Source organism: Halorussus amylolyticus (assembly GCF_004143485.2).
In the GTDB taxonomy this organism is placed as follows: Archaea; Halobacteriota; Halobacteria; order Halobacteriales; family Haladaptataceae; genus Halorussus; species Halorussus amylolyticus.
On sequence record NZ_ML974141.1, the window covers coordinates 18525 to 34830 of the forward strand.

General features: G+C 66.6%; 17 protein-coding genes. 5 read left to right on the plus strand and 12 right to left on the minus strand.

All coding sequences use genetic code 11. From position 1 onward, the window contains the following. Nucleotides 1–96 precede the first annotated feature (96 nt). On the plus strand, nt 97–441 hold the full coding sequence (locus EKH81_RS16090; RefSeq protein ID WP_132058720.1) for a KTSC domain-containing protein: 345 nt from the start codon (nt 97–99) through the stop codon (nt 439–441). A 12-nt stretch (nt 442–453) separates the two neighbouring features. On the opposite strand, the gene EKH81_RS16095 is transcribed toward EKH81_RS16090, so the two are convergent. Continuing rightward, a complete protein-coding gene (locus tag EKH81_RS16095) occupies nt 454–1596 on the minus strand; it encodes an RNA 3'-terminal phosphate cyclase (protein WP_132058719.1) in 1143 nt (380 codons plus the stop codon). 185 nt (nt 1597–1781) lie between these two features. Between EKH81_RS16095 and EKH81_RS16100 the strand changes: the two genes are divergently transcribed. Together EKH81_RS16100 and EKH81_RS16105 are read left to right on the plus strand one after the other, a co-directional pair. Further along, nucleotides 1782–3128 (plus strand): glycerate kinase type-2 family protein, encoded by a 1347-nt coding sequence (locus EKH81_RS16100; RefSeq protein WP_162224655.1) that lies wholly within the window; start codon nt 1782–1784, stop codon nt 3126–3128. Between the two features lie 101 nt (nt 3129–3229). After that, nucleotides 3230–3841 (plus strand): hypothetical protein, encoded by a 612-nt coding sequence (locus EKH81_RS16105; RefSeq protein ID WP_132058717.1) that lies wholly within the window; start codon nt 3230–3232, stop codon nt 3839–3841. A 1-nt stretch (nt 3842) separates the two neighbouring features. On the opposite strand, the gene hflX is transcribed toward EKH81_RS16105, so the two are convergent. The 6 genes from hflX to EKH81_RS16135 all read right to left on the minus strand — a co-directional run bounded on the left by hflX (nt 3843) and on the right by EKH81_RS16135 (nt 9342). After that, nucleotides 3843–5129, minus strand: coding sequence for a GTPase HflX (hflX, locus tag EKH81_RS16110; RefSeq protein WP_132058716.1), 1287 nt, complete (start codon nt 5127–5129; stop codon nt 3843–3845). 268 nt (nt 5130–5397) lie between these two features. After that, on the minus strand, nt 5398–6528 hold the full coding sequence (locus EKH81_RS16115) for a hypothetical protein (RefSeq protein WP_132058715.1): 1131 nt from the start codon (nt 6526–6528) through the stop codon (nt 5398–5400). Between the two features lie 112 nt (nt 6529–6640). Further along, nucleotides 6641–6904: a hypothetical protein gene (locus EKH81_RS16120; RefSeq protein WP_132058714.1), complete on the minus strand. Its 264-nt coding sequence runs from the start codon at nt 6902–6904 to the stop codon at nt 6641–6643. Next, nucleotides 6901–8016, minus strand: coding sequence for a M24 family metallopeptidase (locus EKH81_RS16125; RefSeq protein WP_132058713.1), 1116 nt, complete (start codon nt 8014–8016; stop codon nt 6901–6903). Before EKH81_RS16125 ends, EKH81_RS16120 begins: the two co-directional genes overlap by 4 nt. A gap of 54 nt (nt 8017–8070) precedes the next feature. Beyond that, nucleotides 8071–8376 carry a WNWW family protein gene (locus tag EKH81_RS16130; protein WP_368407713.1) on the minus strand — a complete coding sequence of 102 codons (306 nt, stop codon included), beginning with the start codon at nt 8374–8376 and terminating at the stop codon, nt 8071–8073. A 3-nt stretch (nt 8377–8379) separates the two neighbouring features. Next, the gene (locus EKH81_RS16135) at nt 8380–9342 is read right to left on the minus strand and encodes a transcription initiation factor IIB (RefSeq protein ID WP_132058712.1); all 963 of its coding nucleotides are present in this window, start codon (nt 9340–9342) and stop codon (nt 8380–8382) included. A gap of 142 nt (nt 9343–9484) precedes the next feature. Here EKH81_RS16135 and EKH81_RS16140 point away from each other — a divergent pair, with 142 nt between their 5' ends. After that, nucleotides 9485–9772 (plus strand): hypothetical protein, encoded by a 288-nt coding sequence (locus tag EKH81_RS16140; protein ID WP_132058711.1) that lies wholly within the window; start codon nt 9485–9487, stop codon nt 9770–9772. Nucleotides 9773–9878: 106 nt separating this feature from the next. Here EKH81_RS16140 and EKH81_RS16145 read toward each other — a convergent pair whose 3' ends face one another. The 3 genes from EKH81_RS16145 to pdhA are packed head-to-tail and all read right to left on the minus strand — an operon-like array spanning nt 9879 to nt 13029. Further along, entirely contained in the window at nt 9879–10928 is a 1050-nt protein-coding gene (locus EKH81_RS16145; RefSeq protein ID WP_132058710.1) for an NAD(P)-dependent alcohol dehydrogenase, read from the minus strand. Between the two features lie 42 nt (nt 10929–10970). After that, nucleotides 10971–11939 carry an alpha-ketoacid dehydrogenase subunit beta gene (locus tag EKH81_RS16150; RefSeq protein ID WP_132058709.1) on the minus strand — a complete coding sequence of 323 codons (969 nt, stop codon included), beginning with the start codon at nt 11937–11939 and terminating at the stop codon, nt 10971–10973. Then, a complete protein-coding gene (pdhA, locus tag EKH81_RS16155) occupies nt 11929–13029 on the minus strand; it encodes a pyruvate dehydrogenase (acetyl-transferring) E1 component subunit alpha (RefSeq protein WP_132058708.1) in 1101 nt (366 codons plus the stop codon). The genes EKH81_RS16150 and pdhA overlap by 11 nt, the downstream gene beginning before the upstream one ends. Nucleotides 13030–13427: 398 nt before the next feature. Here pdhA and EKH81_RS16160 point away from each other — a divergent pair, with 398 nt between their 5' ends. Then, on the plus strand, nt 13428–13871 hold the full coding sequence (locus EKH81_RS16160; protein WP_132058707.1) for a DUF6789 family protein: 444 nt from the start codon (nt 13428–13430) through the stop codon (nt 13869–13871). Nucleotides 13872–13889: 18 nt separating this feature from the next. On the opposite strand, the gene EKH81_RS16165 is transcribed toward EKH81_RS16160, so the two are convergent. Beyond that, a complete protein-coding gene (locus EKH81_RS16165; protein WP_132058706.1) occupies nt 13890–14354 on the minus strand; it encodes a hypothetical protein in 465 nt (154 codons plus the stop codon). A gap of 92 nt (nt 14355–14446) precedes the next feature. Further along, nucleotides 14447–16207 carry a cbb3-type cytochrome c oxidase subunit I gene (locus EKH81_RS16170; RefSeq protein WP_132058705.1) on the minus strand — a complete coding sequence of 587 codons (1761 nt, stop codon included), beginning with the start codon at nt 16205–16207 and terminating at the stop codon, nt 14447–14449. Nucleotides 16208–16306 lie beyond the last annotated feature (99 nt).

The following is a 16306-nucleotide window of genomic DNA, read 5'->3' on the forward strand; positions in this document are numbered from 1 at the left end:
TCGGTGGAACGTTCCGCATCGAAATCAGGCCGAACGCCCGGCTCGCCGGGCGTTCGGCCGATGATTTGAGTGTCGTCCCCGTCGTGCCTCCGGCGCATGAAAGCCACCACGACCGAGGGCGAGCGAATCGAGTGCGACGAAGTCGAGGAGGGAGACCGAGGCCTGTTCTGCTACCACGGCGGGCGCGTGGTCGGCTACGTCCCCTACGAAACGCTCGACAGCGTGGCCGAGACCAGAACCCCCGTCGCGTCGAGTAGCATCCGGAGCGTGGGCTACGACGCCGACGAGCGCGCGCTCGAAATCGAATTTCAGAGCGGCGGCATCTACCGGTACGCCGACGTTTCCCAAGAGACGTACGAGGGCCTCGTCAGCGCGTCGTCGCAGGGGTCGTACTTCCACGAAAATCTCCGAGGTGAGTACGACTACCGCCGGGTTCGGTGAGTCGTCACGGAATCAGTGACCCTCGGCGACGAGCGTCGGCGGTGACCCCTCGATTACGGTCACGTCGAGTCCGAACTCCGCGACGAGGTCGATACCGGTCCGAACGTGGTCGGTGACCTCGGGAACCGTCACGCGTCCGCCACACAGCGCGAGGAAGACGACCAGTTGGTCGGCGGTGTGGGCGTCCACCGCGGGCGTGTTCCCCGACGTGGTCGCGTTCGCGGGCGACGGCGCGGCCGCGCCGTCGCCCGCGTCAGGACTCGAATCCGTGTCCGAGCTTGAATCCGCGTCAGGACCCGAATCGCGGCGGTGAAACGACACCGCGGCGTCGACGACTCTCGCCCCGACTTCCTCGGCCGGAGTTCCGCGCTCGCCGAGCGCGTCGAACCCCGCGACCGTCTCCTCGTAGTCGAGAACAACTGTGGCCGTCGAACCGGTCGAGGGCGTTTCGGCGGTCGAAATCGTTCGCTCGACGACCGGAATCTCTGCATTGCGGAGCGACTCGGCCGCGTTCGCGGCCTGTCGCGCCGCGACGTCGCGGTCGGCGAGGTCCGCGGATTCGGTCGAGTAGATTCGCGCGCCTTCGAGGTCGCCGCGCTCGATGCGTTCGAGTCGGGACGGTGACGAGGGCGCGAGCAGTAGGGTGGCTCGCCCGCCGCCTGCAGGGTAGAACCCCACCTGTTCGCGTTCGACGGCGGCGAACAGTCCCCACTCTCGGAGCAGTCGGAGCTTCGCCCGTCGGTAGTGGGCTATCGTCGGCGACCACTTCACGTCGGTTCCGCCGGTGGCCGCGACGACCAGCGGACGGTCGAGTCCGAGCGCGACCGGGAGGAGCGCGTCGAACGCGAGCGTGACGCTCCCGGCGGTTTCGATGTCGATTTCGACCCGCCCGCCGGTCGGCGCTCCGGGTCGGAACGTCACCGTCTCGGAGCCGAGTTCGTCGCCCGAGACCGTGGCGTCGCACACCGACGCCGCGGCCCGGACCGCGGCGAGGTGCTGGGGTTTGAGTCCGGGTGTCGGGCGTGACCCCCGGACGCGACGCATCTGAAACGCCCGGCCGGTCGCCATCGAGAGGCCGAGCGCGGTCCGAAGGAGCTGTCCGCCGCCCGCCGAGCCGTCGAGTTCGAGGAGGTCGGGTTCGGAGTCCTCATTCATCTTCGCGGTCCGTGGAGGGGTCGGTTCCGAGCGAGCGCGATGGCGGTCATGTCGTCGGCTACGAGGACCCGAGGGAAATGACTTTCTTCGAATCGGAAACGGCCGTTTCTTCGAGATGGCGACGGTCGCTCCCGTTCGCTTCGCCGACCACAGCAGTTACCACACACCACGCGCAATTCGAACCGATGACCGACGACGTTGCGATTCGCGACCGGGCCGCCCTCGAAACGACGTCCGCCCGCGAACTCGCACTCGATTGTGCGGCCGCCGGAATCGCGGCGGCCCGGCCCCGGCGCGTCGTCCGCGAATCGGTCTCGGTCGCGGGCGACGACCTGACCGTCGGGGACGCGACCTACGACCTCCGAGACTACGACGAAGTGGTCGTCCTCGGCGGCGGCAAAGCCGCGGGCGGCGTGGCCGGAGCGCTCGAAACCGCACTCGGCGACCGCATCGACCGCGGCGTCGTCGTCACGAACGCGCCCGCCGACTGCGACCGAGTAGCGGTCCGCGAGGGTGACCACCCGGTACCGAGCGAGCGCGGGGTCGCTGGCGCACGCGAGGTCCTCGAACTCGCCGACGACGCCGACGAGAACACGCTCGTCCTCGCGACGATTACCGGCGGCGCGAGCGCGCTCCTGCCCGCGCCCGCTGACGGAATTTCACTGGCCGACCTCCGGGCCGTCACGACCGACCTGCTCGAAAGCGGCGCGACCATCGGAGAGATAAACGCGGTCCGAAAGCACCTCTCGGCGCTGAAGGGCGGCCGACTCGCCGAGCGGGCCGCGCCCGCCGAGGTCGTCGGTCTCGTGCTGAGCGACGTGGTGAGCGACGACCTCGAAGTCATCGCCAGCGGGCCGCTTTCGCCCGATTCCTCGACCTACCGGGACGCGCTCGGTGTGCTCGACCGCCGCGAAATCGACCCGCCCGCCGGGGTCCGCGACCGACTCGAACGCGGTGCGCGCGGCGAGATTCCTGAGACGCCGACGGAGGGCGACCCGGCTTTCGACCGCGTCTCGGTCCACGTCCTCGCGGACGGGATGACCGCGCTCGACGCCGCGGCAGAGGTCGCCCGAGACGCGGGCTACGAACCCATCGTCCTCTCGTCGCGAGTCCGGGGCGAGGCCCGCGAGGCCGCCAAGACCCACGTCGCGATTGCGGAGGAGGTTTGCGCGACCGGAAATCCTCTCGGCGCGCCAGCGGTACTCCTCTCCGGCGGCGAGACCACGGTAACGGTCCGGGGCGACGGCGAGGGCGGGCCGAATCTGGAGTTCGCGCTGTCGGCCGCGCTCGAACTCGATGTCGACGATGTGGCAATCGCGAGCGTGGACACCGATGGGAGCGACGGCGGGACCGACGCCGCGGGCGCGCTCGTGGACGGCGACACCGTGGGTGAATCGCTGTCGGCGCGCGCCGCGCGCGCGGCGCTCGCCGACAACGACTCGTTCGGTGCGCTCGACGCCGCGAACTGCGTGCTTCGGACGGGCGCGACCGGGACGAACGTCAACGACCTGCGAATCGCGGTCGTCGAGTGACGCGACTCGGAGTGCGGGACGTGACCCGAGTTGTGAGACCTGGCCCGAGATGCTGAAAGCGACCTGAAATTTCAAGAGGCTGTGGGGAGTCCGTCGAACCAATGTCACTCATCGCCCGACTGCTCGGCGGCGACGACGACGAAGCGAAGGACCGAATCGAGACCGCACAGGACGCGGCTGACGACGCGCTCGACGCCAGCGTGAACCCCGACACGCACGGGCTGGAGGAGTTCGGAATCACGGGCGTCGCGGTGGTCAACGAGGGACCCGACGGCGAACCCGTGACGGTTCCCATCGCCCGCTTCTCGCTCGGGAAGGACGTGGACGAACTCGACCGGGATTCGGTCTGGCCGCTGGTCGCGGCCGGAGTCGAAGCCATGTTCGACGCCTTCGACCGCGAGGGGGTGTTCGTCCGTCACTACGACGTACAGTTTGCGTTCGGCGGAAAGGGGCTGTTCGAGGCCGAGGAGTGTCGTCGGGTGGCGATACACCCCGAACTCGCCGAGCGATTCGTCGCGGACCGCGAGTTCGACGCCGACCGACTCCGCGAGGTGGTCGAGCGCGAGGACGACATCGACGACGTGGTCGCGCCGGTCGCGTGGGGCGAGTGCGAGGACTACTCCGCCGCATCGAACGCGGCGGTCGTGACGACCGCCGCAGTGGGAGCCAGCGCCGCGAGCTGTGGCGGCGCTGGCGGAGCCGGTGGGTGCTGAACTACGGTTCTGACGATAGTTTCTCGGCTCTCCCCCGCGCTCGCTCGACCACCGACTCGGGACCCGCGAACGCGATTCGGACCTCGCTGTCGGTGTAGTTCACGTCCTCGACGCTCGCGCGGTCGTAGAGCCACGACACGAGGCTCATCGCCTCGTCGTCGTTCGGCAGGGCGAGTTCGGCGTCTCGGCGCTCGGGTAGCGCCGCCGCGATTCGGTCGCGGAGCGCGTCGAGATTTCGCCCCTCGGTCGCGCTGACCGCAATCGGGTCGGCGGAAATTTCGCCGATTGCCTCCCTGCGCGCTTCGAGTTCTTCCTCCGAACACAGGTCGGCCTTGTTCAGCACTGTGACGACTTCGCCTTCGGCGTCGGCGAGCAGGTCCGCGCTCGTTTCGAGCTTTCGTCTGAGTTCGTCCGGCGGGTCGCTCGCGTCGGCCACGAGAATGGCGCAGTCGGCCGTTTCGGACTCCGAGAGCGTGTCGTGAAACGACGCCACGAGGTCGTGGGGCAGGTCGTCCACGAATCCCACGGTGTCGGTCACGAGGGTTCGCCGTCCGTCGATTGTCGCCCGACGGGTGGTGGTGTCGAGCGTCTTGAACAGTCTGTCCTCGATTTCGGCGGTCGCGTCGATGTCGCCGTGGTCGGCCTCTCGATTCTCAAATTCGAGGTCGTCGGCGAGTCGGTGGAGAAGCGTGGACTTCCCGGCGTTGGTGTAGCCCGCGAGCGCGACGAACTCGAAGCCCTCCTCGCGTCGGCGTTGGCGGCGGTTCTCTTCGTCCTCGGTGAGGTCCGCGAGTTCGGCGTCGAGGGCTTCGATTCGGCGCTCCACGTCGCGGACGCGCTGGCCGCCTTTCTCGTCGTGAGCGAGGAGTTCGCCCGCTCGCTCGCGCGTTATTTCCTCGCGGATTCGCGGCAGGTCGTGTGCCAACTGCGCGCGCTTGACCTGTAGTTTGGCTCGCTTGCTCCCCGCCTGCTCCTCGAAGATGTCGAGGACGAGTCGTCTCCGGTCGAGTATCTCGGTGCCGTCCGGACACGAGTTCGCGAGTCCGAACGTCTGTCCGGGCGTGAGTTCGTTGTCGAAGATGACGACGCTCGCGCTCGTCTCGGCGACCGTCTCTGACAGTTCCTCGACCTTCCCGCGTCCGAACTGGAGGCCCGGATGTTCCGCGCGGGTCTGAGTCAGTTCGGCGACGATGTCGTAGCCCGCCGCCTCGGCGAGCGCGCGGATTTCGTCGGTTTCGACCGCGCCGGAGTCGGCGCGCTTCGCGATTACTGCGTCTGTTGCTTGCATGGATGTGTAGTAGTGCGTTCGCTCGTCGGTACCCCGACTGCTCGGCGATTCGACTCTCGTCTGGCGACAGTGACGACCAATCCGGACCGGCGCACCCTGCGGCCGAGAGGCGCTCGACTGCGACAGCGCGGAGACGACGACTCTCGGTGCGACTCGCGGCCGCGAACGCTTCCCCGGTCACCGACGAACGAAAGAGAGCTCCATGCGACGTATCGGTCAGTTATCCGGCATGATGTATAAACGTTCGGGCGTCAGCGCGGTCGGTACGTCAGAACGTGTAGCCGTGGGTCTCGGTGATGTGGTACGCTCCGGTCCCCCAGATGTAGTTCTCACCCGGCCACCACGTCCGGGCGTTGTTCAGGCCGCCGACGAGAACTCCTAAATCGGGGTTCTCGGGGTCCGCGTGGAAGTTCACCGACCCGCTGTCGCCGTCGGTGAAGTCCGACTCGCGGCCCCACTTGACCTGCCCGCGCTTGCAAATCGCGCCGTACGCGCAGGTAAGCCCGTCTATCGCCTGAATCCGCCCCGTGGTGTGGCCCGTCCTCGCGCCGATTTTTTCGAGGGGTTCGCCCGCCGCCTTCAGGTCGGCGAGACCGGCGCGCGTGAACTGCCCGAGGACCCGGCCCGGCGACCCGTCCCGAATTCGGTGGAGGGGTTCGAAGTCGCCCTCCGGCCCGACGCAGACGAGGTCGGCTTTCGGAAAGCTCTCCCGAACGGTCCCGATTCTCGGCCTGCCGTCGCCGAGCAGGTAGAGCGGACTGCCGCTGCTGTCGCTCGCGTCGAAGACGTGATTCGCCGTGGCGAAGTACACCGACCCGTCGCCGGGGTCGCGAAGCGCGGGCGCGAGCGTCCCGAACAGGCCGTCGCTCGCGACCGGGACGCTGCCGGGGACGCCCGGCCCGACCGACGCGGGCGCGCTCGGTTCGCCGTCGGCTTTCGGGTCGCGCTCGCCGGGTTCGACGCGCGTGACTTCGACCGGCACCTCCTCGACCACTTCGGGCACCGCACCGAAGGCCTCCTCGGTCGTGACTTCGACGTGAATCGCCGCGTTCGACCCGCCGAATTCGCCGGGCGCGACCGCCGAGGTCGCGACGTCCTCCTCGTCGACGACGCCGAGCGCGCGGTGGACGCTCACCGCGGTTCGAAAGTCATCGTACCAGTCGCTCGGCACCGTCTTGCGGCGCGGTCGTAGTTCGCCCTCGTCGCCGTCGCGGGTCAGCCCGTAGACGATTGGCACCTCGTCGTCGCTCGCGGCCCGAACGTCGCCAGCCGTCAGAAACGCCGCGGAAAGCGCGCCGAAGCCGAGCGTTCGTAGCGTGTCCATGAATCGTCGCCGCCCCATCGTCCCCACGGGCTCGTCGTGAATCGCGCCCGTGCGGTGTTCGCTCTCGTCGTGCATCCCCCATTTCCCCGCACACCGGTACGCCGGTCTGTCACTTCAAGCTGCTTGCCCGAGAGCGAGACGGAGAGCGAGCGAGACGGGGTCTCGCTCGACGAGTTCGACGCGAGAGTCACCCCGAGTAGTCGAGGACGGCGTCCGTCTCGACGGTCGTCACGCCGTCGAGTTCGCATATCTCGCCCAGTCGCTCGTGGCCGACGCGCACGAGCAGTCGTCCAAGCTGTAGCTCCCGAACCACCTCGCCGCCGACCGACTCGACCACGTCGCGAACGTCGTCGATTCGAGCGTCGTCGTCGAGCGTCAGCACGAGACCGACGGTTTCGCCCGGAATCGGGTCGCGCCGGAGCGACCTGACGGTGTGGCTCACGTAGGTCATTCGCCGAGCGCCTCCCACGTCCGGGGCGAGTCGTTGAGTCGCTCGCATCCGTCCTCGGTCACGATAACGAGGTCCTCGATTCGGACCCCGAATTTTCCGGGGAGGTAGACGCCGGGTTCGACGCTGAAGACCATCCCCGATTCGAGTTCGACCTCGTTGCCCGCCACGATGTAGGGCGCTTCGTGTACGTCGAGTCCGACGCCGTGGCCCGTCCGGTGGACGAATCGGTCGCCGTAGCCCGCCGCCTCGATGACTTCGCGCGCGGCGCGGTCGATTTCCTCGGCCGGGACTCCCGGCTCGACCGCCTCGACCGCGGCCTGCTGGGCCGATTGGACGGTTTCGTGGACTGCCTGATACTCCTCCGGCGGGTCGCCAGCGAACACGACCGTCCGGGTCTGGTCGCCGGGGTAGCCGTTCACGTACGCACCGAAATCGAGTACCACGGGGTCGCCGGGTTCGATTTCCCGGTCTGAGCGACGGTGGTGAGGCTTCGCGCCGTTCGGCCCGGAGCCGACGACCGTCTCGAACGAGACGCCCTCGCCGCCGCGCTCGGCGAGCAGGCGGTCGATTTCGTCGGCGAGGTCGGCTTCCGTCAGTCCGATGGCGTCCGCGCCGAGGCTCCGAATCTCGACGCTCACCTCGTCGGCGAGCGCGCCCGCCCTCCGAAGCGCGTCGAGTTCCGCGTCGTCCTTGCGAAGTCGAAGGTCGTCGAACACCTCGCTCGCGAGGCCGAAGCTCGCTTCGGGAAGCGTCTCCCGGAGGTCCTGAGTGAACAGCGCCCACATGGTGTCGTCCGCGAGGAGGTGGCCCTCTCGGAGGTCGAGTTCGTCGGCGAGGTCGGCGACGAGCGCCATCGGGTCCTCACCGTCGGCCCACAGGCGAAGGTCCGACACCCACGAGGCGTCGCGTATCTGCTCGTCGTACATCTCGGGCGCGACGAAGACGGGGTCGCCCTCGCTCGGAACGACCAGAAACAGGTGTCGCTCCATCGGCTCCTCGCGGAAGCCCGAGGCGTAGAAGAGGTTCGTGCTCGGGAACAGAATCGCGGCGTCCGCGCCGACCTCAGGGAGTCGGTCCTGACACCGCCGGGTTCGGCTCTCGAAGGCGTCCATGTCGAGGGGTTGCGCCCGATTCGATTTAAATGTACGTACGCAGGGTGGCGATTTCTACTCGCGCGACCGCCCGGCCCACCGAACGATTCGGAATCGGTCGTAGCCGCCGTACGCGAGTTCGAGCGCGCCGACCCACCAGTTCCACCGTTCGGGGAGCGAGCAGTCGTCCGGGGCATCTCGAAGATTTTCGAGGACTTCTCTCGCGTTCAGCGGACGGCCCGTGTCGGCGTCGAATCGCCCGGAGTCGGCGAGGTCTCGGGCCTGTCGCGCCACGACTCGTCGCGTCTCGGGAGTGCCGCCGAACGCCTCGGCGAGCAGTCGTTCGAATCCGTCGTCGATTCCGGTTTCGGGACCCGCCACCGCTCAGTTGTACAGCCCGATTGCCTTTATCTGCTCTTGATACCGATTTCGGATGGTGACCTCGGTGACTTGGGCCACGTCGGCGACCTCGCGTTGGGTCTTCTTCTCGTTGCAGAGCAGCGATGCAGCGTAAATCGCGGCCGCGGCATATCCGGTCGGCGACTTCCCGGAGAGAAGGCCTTGTTCCGAGGTCACGTCGATAATTTCGTTCGCCTTCGACTGGACCTCCTCGCTGAGTTGGAGTTCAGAACAGAACCGCGGGACGTACTTCTTGGGGTCTACGGGTTCCATTCCGAGACCGAGTTCCTGGGAGATGTACCGATACGTCCGGCCGATTTCCTTGCGCTCGACCCGCGAGACTTCCGCGACCTCTTCGAGGCTTCGCGGGATACCCTCCTTCCGGCAGGCGGCGTAGAGCGCGCTGGTGGCGACGCCCTCGATGGACCGGCCCCGAATCAGGTCCTCCTTGAGCGCGCGCCGGTAGATGACCGACGCGACCTCCTGCACCGACCGCGGGACGCCGAGCGCGCTCGCCATCCGATTGAGTTCGCTCAGCGCGAACTGGAGGTTTCGCTCGCCCGCGTCCTTGGTTCGGATGCGCTCCTGCCACTTCCGGAGGCGGTGCATCTGGCTCCGTTTCTCCGAGGAGAGCGACCGACCGTACGCGTCCTTGTCCTTCCAGTCGATGGTCGTCGTCAGCCCCTTGTCGTGCATCGTGTTCGTGGTCGGCGCGCCCACGCGCGACTTCTTCTGGCGCTCGGCGTGGTTGAACGCGCGCCACTCCGGCCCCCGGTCCACGTTGCGCTCCTCCACGACCAGCCCGCAATCCTCGCACACCAGTTCACTTCCGCCAGCGTCTGCAATTAGCGACTTCGACTCGCATTCGGGGCACGTCTCCGCGCCCTCGGTCTCTTCTACTCCCTCGGTAGTTTCCTCCGGTTCTCGCTGGCGGATGGGCCCCGTCATAAGTCTATCCTAGTTAAGCGGGTTTGGTAGATAAACCCTACGCGCGTCACACTCTCACACACCTCTCGCGGTTGGCGACTCTGAATTCACCATCCGCGGCTCGTGCGGGGCTTTTATTAGCTCCCTCGTCGGGAGTACGAATATGCCAGCCTCCCGACCGACCGTCTTCGCGGTGGACGAGTACGACGCGCTGGAGTTCGACGCGGTCCTCGTGCGCGAGAACGCCGTGGTCTGTCTCGACGGCACCGACGAACTCCGGGTCATCCCGATGGAGAAGGTGAACCACATCGACGCCGACCCCGACTCGATGCTCGTCGAGCGCGAAATCCCCGAGACGTTCTACGGCGGCGGCGAGTACGGCTTCGTGGACATCGACGAGTACCCCGAACTCCAACACCACCTCGACGACCTCGAAGCCGAGCAGTACTGAATCGGAGCGGTTACTGAATCGGGGAATTTATCGAGTCGGAACCGAAGCGAACGCCCGCGCCCGCCGCGTTCGCGGCGGGCGCGGGCGTTCGAAAATAGTTCGCGGCTCAGAACGACACGAGCGGCTTTATCACGCCGTCTTCTTTCGACGCCATCAGGTCGAACGCCTCGTCCACGTCGTCGAACTCGAACTCGTGGGTCGTCATCGGCGTCGGGTCTACCCGCCCGGCGTCGAGCAGGCGGAGAAGCCGTCGGAGTCGCACTCTCCCGCCCGGACACAGGTCGGTCACGATGTCCTTCTCGGCCATGCCGACGCCCCACGCCTCGCGCGGAATCCCGACGGTGTCGCCCTCGCCGTAGTAGCCCACGCTCGAAATCGTGCCGCCGGGCTTGGTCGCGGCCACGCACCCCGCGAGCGTCTCCTCGCGCCCGAGCGCCTCGATTGCCGAATCGACGCCCTCGCCGTCGGTCAAGTCGAGAATTTGCTCGGCGGGGTCGCCCTCCTCGAAATCGACGATTTCGTCGGCCCCGTATCGCCGCGCGAGGTCCTGACGCTCGGGTACACTCTCGACGGCGAAGATTTCGCCCGCACCCTGCAGGCTCGCGCCCTTCGTCGCCATCAGGCCGACCGGTCCCTGCGCGAACACCGCGACCGTCCCGCCGACGGGAATTCGGGCGTTCTCAGCGGCTCTGAAGCCCGTGCTCATCATGTCGCAGACGTAGACCGCCTCCTCGTCGGGGACGCCCTCCGGAATGTGAGCCAAGTTCGCGTCGGCGTCGTTGACGTGGGCGTACTCCGCGAAGATACCGTCCTTCTCGTTGGCGAACTTCCACCCGCCGAGCGGGCCGCCCGACTGCGAGGAGTGGCCGTCTTGGGCCGCCTCCGACCCCCAATCGGGCGTGATTGCTCCGACGACCACGCGGTCGCCCTCCGCGAAGTGCTCGATTTCCGACCCCACCTCGTCCACGACTCCGGCCGCCTCGTGGCCGAGCGTGAGATTTTCGCGGTTGCCGATTGCGCCGTGGACGGTGTGAACGTCGGACGTACAGACCAGCGCCTCGGTCGGTCTGAGTATCGCGTCGTTCGGACCGGGTTCTGGTCGTTCCTTTTCTACGATTTCAGTCTCACCGATGCCGTTCATCACGAATGCTTGCATTGGAATCCCCCGGTCGGTGGACAACCCCGAGTCCCATAGCTCTCACGCCGACAGCACGCGCTCGATTCCTCGACGAATTCGCTCGGAATCGGGGCGGTAGGCGTCTTCGCGGGCGAACAACGGAAACGGAACGTCGTAGCCCGTCACTCGCTCGACCGGCGCTTCGAGGTGGTAGAGCGCGTCGTCGTTGATTCGTGCGACGACCTCCGCGGCGAGTCCGCCCGTCCGGGGCGCTTCGTGGACGACGACGCACCGGCCGGTCTTTCGGACCGACTCGACAATCGTCGCCGAATCCATCGGGGAGGCGGTGCGGAGGTCCACGACCTCGACGCTCGCGTCGCTCGCTTCGACGGCCGAGAGGGTTTCGGGAACCATGCCGCCCCACGCGACTGCGGTCGCGTCCTCGCCCTCTCGCACGACCGCGGCCTCACTGAGCGGGACAGTGTGGTCGCCCTCCGGAACGGACTCGCGCATCGCGCGGTAGAGTCGGGTCGGTTCGAGGAACATCACGGGGTCGGGGTCCCGAATCGCGCTCGCGAGCAGTCCCTTCGCATCGGCGGGATTCGACGGAATCACCACTTTCAGTCCGGGGATGTGGGCGTACCCCGCTTCGAAGCTCTCGGAGTGGAGTTCGAGCGCGCGGATGCCGCCGCCGTAGGGCATCCGAACCGTCATCGGGACGTTCAGGGTTCCCCGCGTCCGACTCCGCATTCGGGCGGCGTGTTGCTGAATCTGGTGGAACCCCTGATACGCGAAGCTGGCGAACTGGATTTCGGCGACGGGCGTCATGCCGTAGGCTCCGAGACCGACGCCGAGACCGATGATGGCGGCCTCCGCGACCGGCGTGTCGTACACCCGGTCGGGGTACTCGTCGCGCAACGCTTGGGTCGCGCGGAACACACCGCCGTTGACGCCTACGTCCTCGCCGTAGACGACCATCGACTCGTCGCGGGCCATCTCCTCGTCGAGGGTCTGGCGAATCGCCTCCACGAGTCGGAGTTCATTCGTCACGCTCGAATCCCTCCTCTTTTCCCCCTCTCTCGTTCTCGCTCTTCCACTCCTCCTTCTGTCGCCGCAATTCGGGCGGCATCTCCGCGAACACGTAGTCGAACATCTCCGCGGGGTCCACCTCCTCGCGGCCCGCCTTCGCCAAGTCGATTTCGTCGGCGAGCGTCTCCTCGATTTCGCCCTCGATGGCGGCAATGGACTCGCCGTCGAGCACGTCGGTTTCGAGCAGATGGCGCTCGAATCGCTCTATCGGGTCGCGGGTGCCCCACTCTTCTTCCTCGTCCTCGGTTCGGTAGACGGTCGGGTCGTCGCTCGTGGTGTGCATCGACCGCCGGTAGGTGAGCGCCTCTATCAGCACTGGGTCGCCCTCGCGCGCCTTCGCGAGCGCGTCCTGCGTGACCGCGCGGACGCCCAGCACGTCGTTGCCATCGACCTGAATCCCCTCGATTCCCGCCGAGACGGCCTTCTGCGCCAGGGTCTCTGTGCGAGTCTGGATTCGCCGGGGCGTCGAAATCGCGTACTGATTGTTCTGGCAGAAGAAGACGGTGTGGGCGTCCAGCACTCCCGCGACGTTCATCGCCTCGTACACGTCGCCCTCGCTGGTCGCGCCGTCGCCGAAGTAGCAGATAGTCGCCTCGTCGCTCTCTGCCATCTCCTGGGCCCACCCGAGACCCGCGGCGTGGAGCGACTGACTCCCCACCGGAATCGACGGCGGGAAGTTACTCCCCGCGACCTCCGCGCCCTCCTCCATTCCGAGCGCGTACCACAGCAGGCGGTGGACGGGCGTTCCCCGCGCGAGGTACGCCGCGCTCTCGCGGAACGATGGCACCATCCACTCCGACTCGCCGAGCGCGAGTGCCGACCCCACCTGCGCGGCTTCCTGTCCGATTCCGGGCGCGTAGGTCCCTAATTCGCCCCGGCGCTGGAGCGCGACCGCGCGCTCGTCGGCCCGGCGCGAGAGCTTCATCAGGCGATACGTCTCGCGGAGGCTCTCGTCGTCCAACTCCGGCGCTTCGTCCTCGTCCACCGCCCCGTCCTCCCCCAGTGCTTGCACGTACTCGACCGAAAACTCGGCCACTTGTTCGCGAACCACGCCCGGAGTACCACGGCTTCGTACTTATGTGCGATTGCCGACGCGAGATGTTTCGTGAGCCAGCGACACGGTCCACCACGGGTGGGATTGAAAGGGGCCGTCCGGTCGCGGCCGAAGGCCGTGGTCGCTTGCGCAAGCAACTATCCGCGCGGGTAGTGCTGAGAGCGCGAATATCCTGCGCAACGACCGCGACCGGAGGGGGGGGCTTTCTACAACGCTACCGCAAAATTCGTTGTAGAACTCAAGTGTGAATATCCAAGCAGCGAGCAGAAGGCTACTCACGGCGCATCTGAAACCGCATCCGCACCGCGAACTGACAGAGGCTTTCGCGGACGACTACTCACAGCAAGTCCGCCCACGGCGAAAAGCTTCTTTGCCGCGAAACTGGCAATTCGCGTATGAACAAAGCGTTCCGGGCGGTGGCGGGCGGCGTCGCCGGAACCGCGGTGCTGACGCTCGGCCTCGTCGTGACCGACGTCGAGACCGGCTACCGAATCGGCATCTTCGAGACCATCGCGAACTTCGTGGGGACGCCCGGACAGGTCACGCTCGGATTCGCGCTGTTCGTCTTGGCCGGGGTGTTCGCGTGGCCACTGGTGTTCGTCGCGGTCGAGGGGTACCTCCCCGGCGGGCCGGACCCCGCAGTTCGGGCGATACCGTTCGCGTTCGTTCTCTGGGTCGCGTTCGTGCTGACCGCGCCGCCCGGCATCGACTTCCCGCTCATTATCCCGTACCTCGCGCTCACGTTGGCCGCCCACCTCGCATACGGCTACATCGTCGGCGCGGTGTACGCCCAACTGGACGAGAGCGAGGTCGAGCGAGACGTGGGGACGAGCGCGTAGAACGAGACGCCGACGGCATCACTCTCGCGAGCGAAGCGACAACGACGCGTAGGTCATCAGCGAGGTAGTGACGCCGAACAGTCCGACCATCACGAGTCGGAGAACGAGGCCCATGTCCTCGGTATCGACGAACGGAATCGCCGCGAACGCGGCGATTCCGACGAGTGCGAGGACGACGGCGAGAATTCGGTCGTACTTCTTGTCGTACTCGATGTTCGCGACTTTGGTCCACCACGTGTCCTCGGGGTCGGGGCGTCGTCGCTCGATGCCGTCCGGCGTCCGAAACGCCCGAAATCGCCACCGGATGGTGAACAGCAGGTAGCCGACACACCCGCCGTACACGAGGCCCGTCGTGAAACTCTCTGACCCGCGGAGTAGAGCGAAGCCGACCCCGCCGACAAGCGCCGGGAGGACGAACGCCGCGACCGATTCCAGCAGGTCCACGACGGGCGCTCGCGTCTTGGAGTCGGCGTTCGGGGACATCGCGTCTCGCAGTTGCTACCCCGTAGCCTCGACTGTCCTAAAAGTATTCTGAGACGAATCGCGTCTCGGTTTCCCGTTTCGATTGTTTCGCCTCAGTCGTCTCGTCCCGCTTGCTCGCGCCCCGCTTGCTCTCGTTCGGCGCGTCGTCGCTCGCGCGCCTGCTCGCGCTCGAATCGGTTCTCGAACCACTGCCACTCGCGAGTGTAGAAGCCGGTGCCCTTGAGATTCCACACGTCGGGGTCGGTAAGTCTCTCGCCGGTCCGGTAGGAGTGGACCATGTTCCAGAGCCAGACGAACTGCGCGGCCATCAGGAGGTAGGCGGTGACGGTCACGACCTGCTGGGCGAGCGCGAACTCCGCCGGAAACGCCGCCAGTCGCCGGGGGAGACCCTCCATACCGATGACGAGCATCACGAAGAAGGTGGGCATCACCGTGACCATCGAGACCCAGAAGTGAATCTTGGCGAGTCGCCGGTCGTACATCCGGCCCGTGATGAGCGGGTACCAGTAGTAGTTCGCCGCGAACATCGCGAACAGAATCGTGCCGACGAGGATGAGGTGGAAGTGACCGACCACGTAGTAGGTGTCGTGGACGAGCAGGTCTATCGGGACCGACGCGAGGAAGACGCCCGTCACGCCGCCAATCATGAAGTTGGCGATGGCCCCCACGCAGAACAGCATCGGCGTGGCGAGGTGAATCCGGCCGGTGTACATCGTCGTAATCCAGTTGAACGTTTTGACCGCACTCGGCACCGCGATGGCTATCGAGACGGCCATGAACGACCCCCGTATTCGGGGGTCCATCCCGACCGCGAACATGTGGTGCGCCCACACGCCGAAACTCAGGACACCAATCGCCAGCGTCGAGTAGACCACGAATTTAAAACCGAACAGCTTTCGCCGAGAGAACTTCGGGATGATGAGACTGAGCAGGCCCATCGGAGGTAGGACGAGAATGTACACCTCGGGGTGGCCGAAGAACCAGAACAGGTGCTGCCACAGCAGAGGACCCCCACCCTCCGTCGCGAAGAACGTCGTTCCGACCACGCGGTCGAGCAGAAGCATGATGAGCGCGCTCCCGAGCAGGGGAAACGCGAACAACACGAGTCCCGAGGTCGTCAGCATCGTCCACGAGAAGATGTCGAGTTCCTCCCAGCCGACCTTCTCGCTCCGCTCAGTGAAGATGGTCGCGATGACGTTTATCGCACCGAGCGTGGTGCTGACCCCCGAAAGGTGAAGCCCGAGCAGCATCACGTCTATCTGGCGGTTCGGGAGTTCGGCGCTCATCGGGGCGTACATCGTCCACCCCGTCTCGGGCGGCGCGAGTTCGGTCACGCCCACGAGGTCCGAGATGAGACCGAACCGAATCAGCAACAGCGCGGGCGGCAACAGCCAGAACGCGATGGCGTTGATGCGCGGGAACGCCATGTCGTCCGCGCCGATGAACACGGGGAGGAAGTAGTTCGCGAGGCCGAACAGCACCGGCGTGGCGAACAGGAACAGCATCGTCAGCCCGTGCATCGTGAACAGCGCGTTGTACATCCCCTCGCTGACGACGTTCGCGCTCGGCGTGAGCAGTTCCGTCCGGAGCATGACGGCGTCTATCGCTCCCCAGAGGCCCGCCGCCGCGCCGAAGACGATGTAGAGGACGCCGATGTCCTTGTGGTCCACCGTGGTGAGCCATCGAGTCAGTCCCGGCGGCTTGTTCCGGAGTTCGTCGGGCAGGCCGACGTACTGGTCCACTACGTCGGGAAATTCGGGCAATCGACTCCGAAATCGGAGGACGCCGACGCTCACGACGCCGATACAGAGAACTGCGGTCACGGCCAGCACGAGACGCGCGAACGACTCCAAGCGTGAAACCCCTAAACTTCCTTCGAGGTTCTCCCCGAAAACGCTTATCGCCACGACGAAGGCGACGAAGGCGTACCACGCTCACGCAGGTCGGCGCGC

Excerpts from the sequence above, each read along its gene's own strand:
- EKH81_RS16090 (WP_132058720.1), top strand. The coding sequence starts at position 97 with ATGAAAGCCACCACGACCGAGGGCGAGCGAATCGAGTGCGACGAAGTC.
- EKH81_RS16095 (WP_132058719.1), bottom strand. The coding sequence starts at position 1,596 with ATGAATGAGGACTCCGAACCCGACCTCCTCGAACTCGACGGCTCGGCG.
- EKH81_RS16100 (WP_162224655.1), top strand. The coding sequence starts at position 1,782 with ATGACCGACGACGTTGCGATTCGCGACCGGGCCGCCCTCGAAACGACG.
- EKH81_RS16105 (WP_132058717.1), top strand. The coding sequence starts at position 3,230 with ATGTCACTCATCGCCCGACTGCTCGGCGGCGACGACGACGAAGCGAAG.
- hflX (WP_132058716.1), bottom strand. The coding sequence starts at position 5,129 with ATGCAAGCAACAGACGCAGTAATCGCGAAGCGCGCCGACTCCGGCGCG.
- EKH81_RS16115 (WP_132058715.1), bottom strand. The coding sequence starts at position 6,528 with ATGCACGACGAGAGCGAACACCGCACGGGCGCGATTCACGACGAGCCC.
- EKH81_RS16120 (WP_132058714.1), bottom strand. The coding sequence starts at position 6,904 with ATGACCTACGTGAGCCACACCGTCAGGTCGCTCCGGCGCGACCCGATT.
- EKH81_RS16125 (WP_132058713.1), bottom strand. The coding sequence starts at position 8,016 with ATGGACGCCTTCGAGAGCCGAACCCGGCGGTGTCAGGACCGACTCCCT.
- EKH81_RS16135 (WP_132058712.1), bottom strand. The coding sequence starts at position 9,342 with ATGACGGGGCCCATCCGCCAGCGAGAACCGGAGGAAACTACCGAGGGA.
- EKH81_RS16140 (WP_132058711.1), top strand. The coding sequence starts at position 9,485 with ATGCCAGCCTCCCGACCGACCGTCTTCGCGGTGGACGAGTACGACGCG.
- EKH81_RS16145 (WP_132058710.1), bottom strand. The coding sequence starts at position 10,928 with ATGCAAGCATTCGTGATGAACGGCATCGGTGAGACTGAAATCGTAGAA.
- EKH81_RS16160 (WP_132058707.1), top strand. The coding sequence starts at position 13,428 with ATGAACAAAGCGTTCCGGGCGGTGGCGGGCGGCGTCGCCGGAACCGCG.
- EKH81_RS16165 (WP_132058706.1), bottom strand. The coding sequence starts at position 14,354 with ATGTCCCCGAACGCCGACTCCAAGACGCGAGCGCCCGTCGTGGACCTG.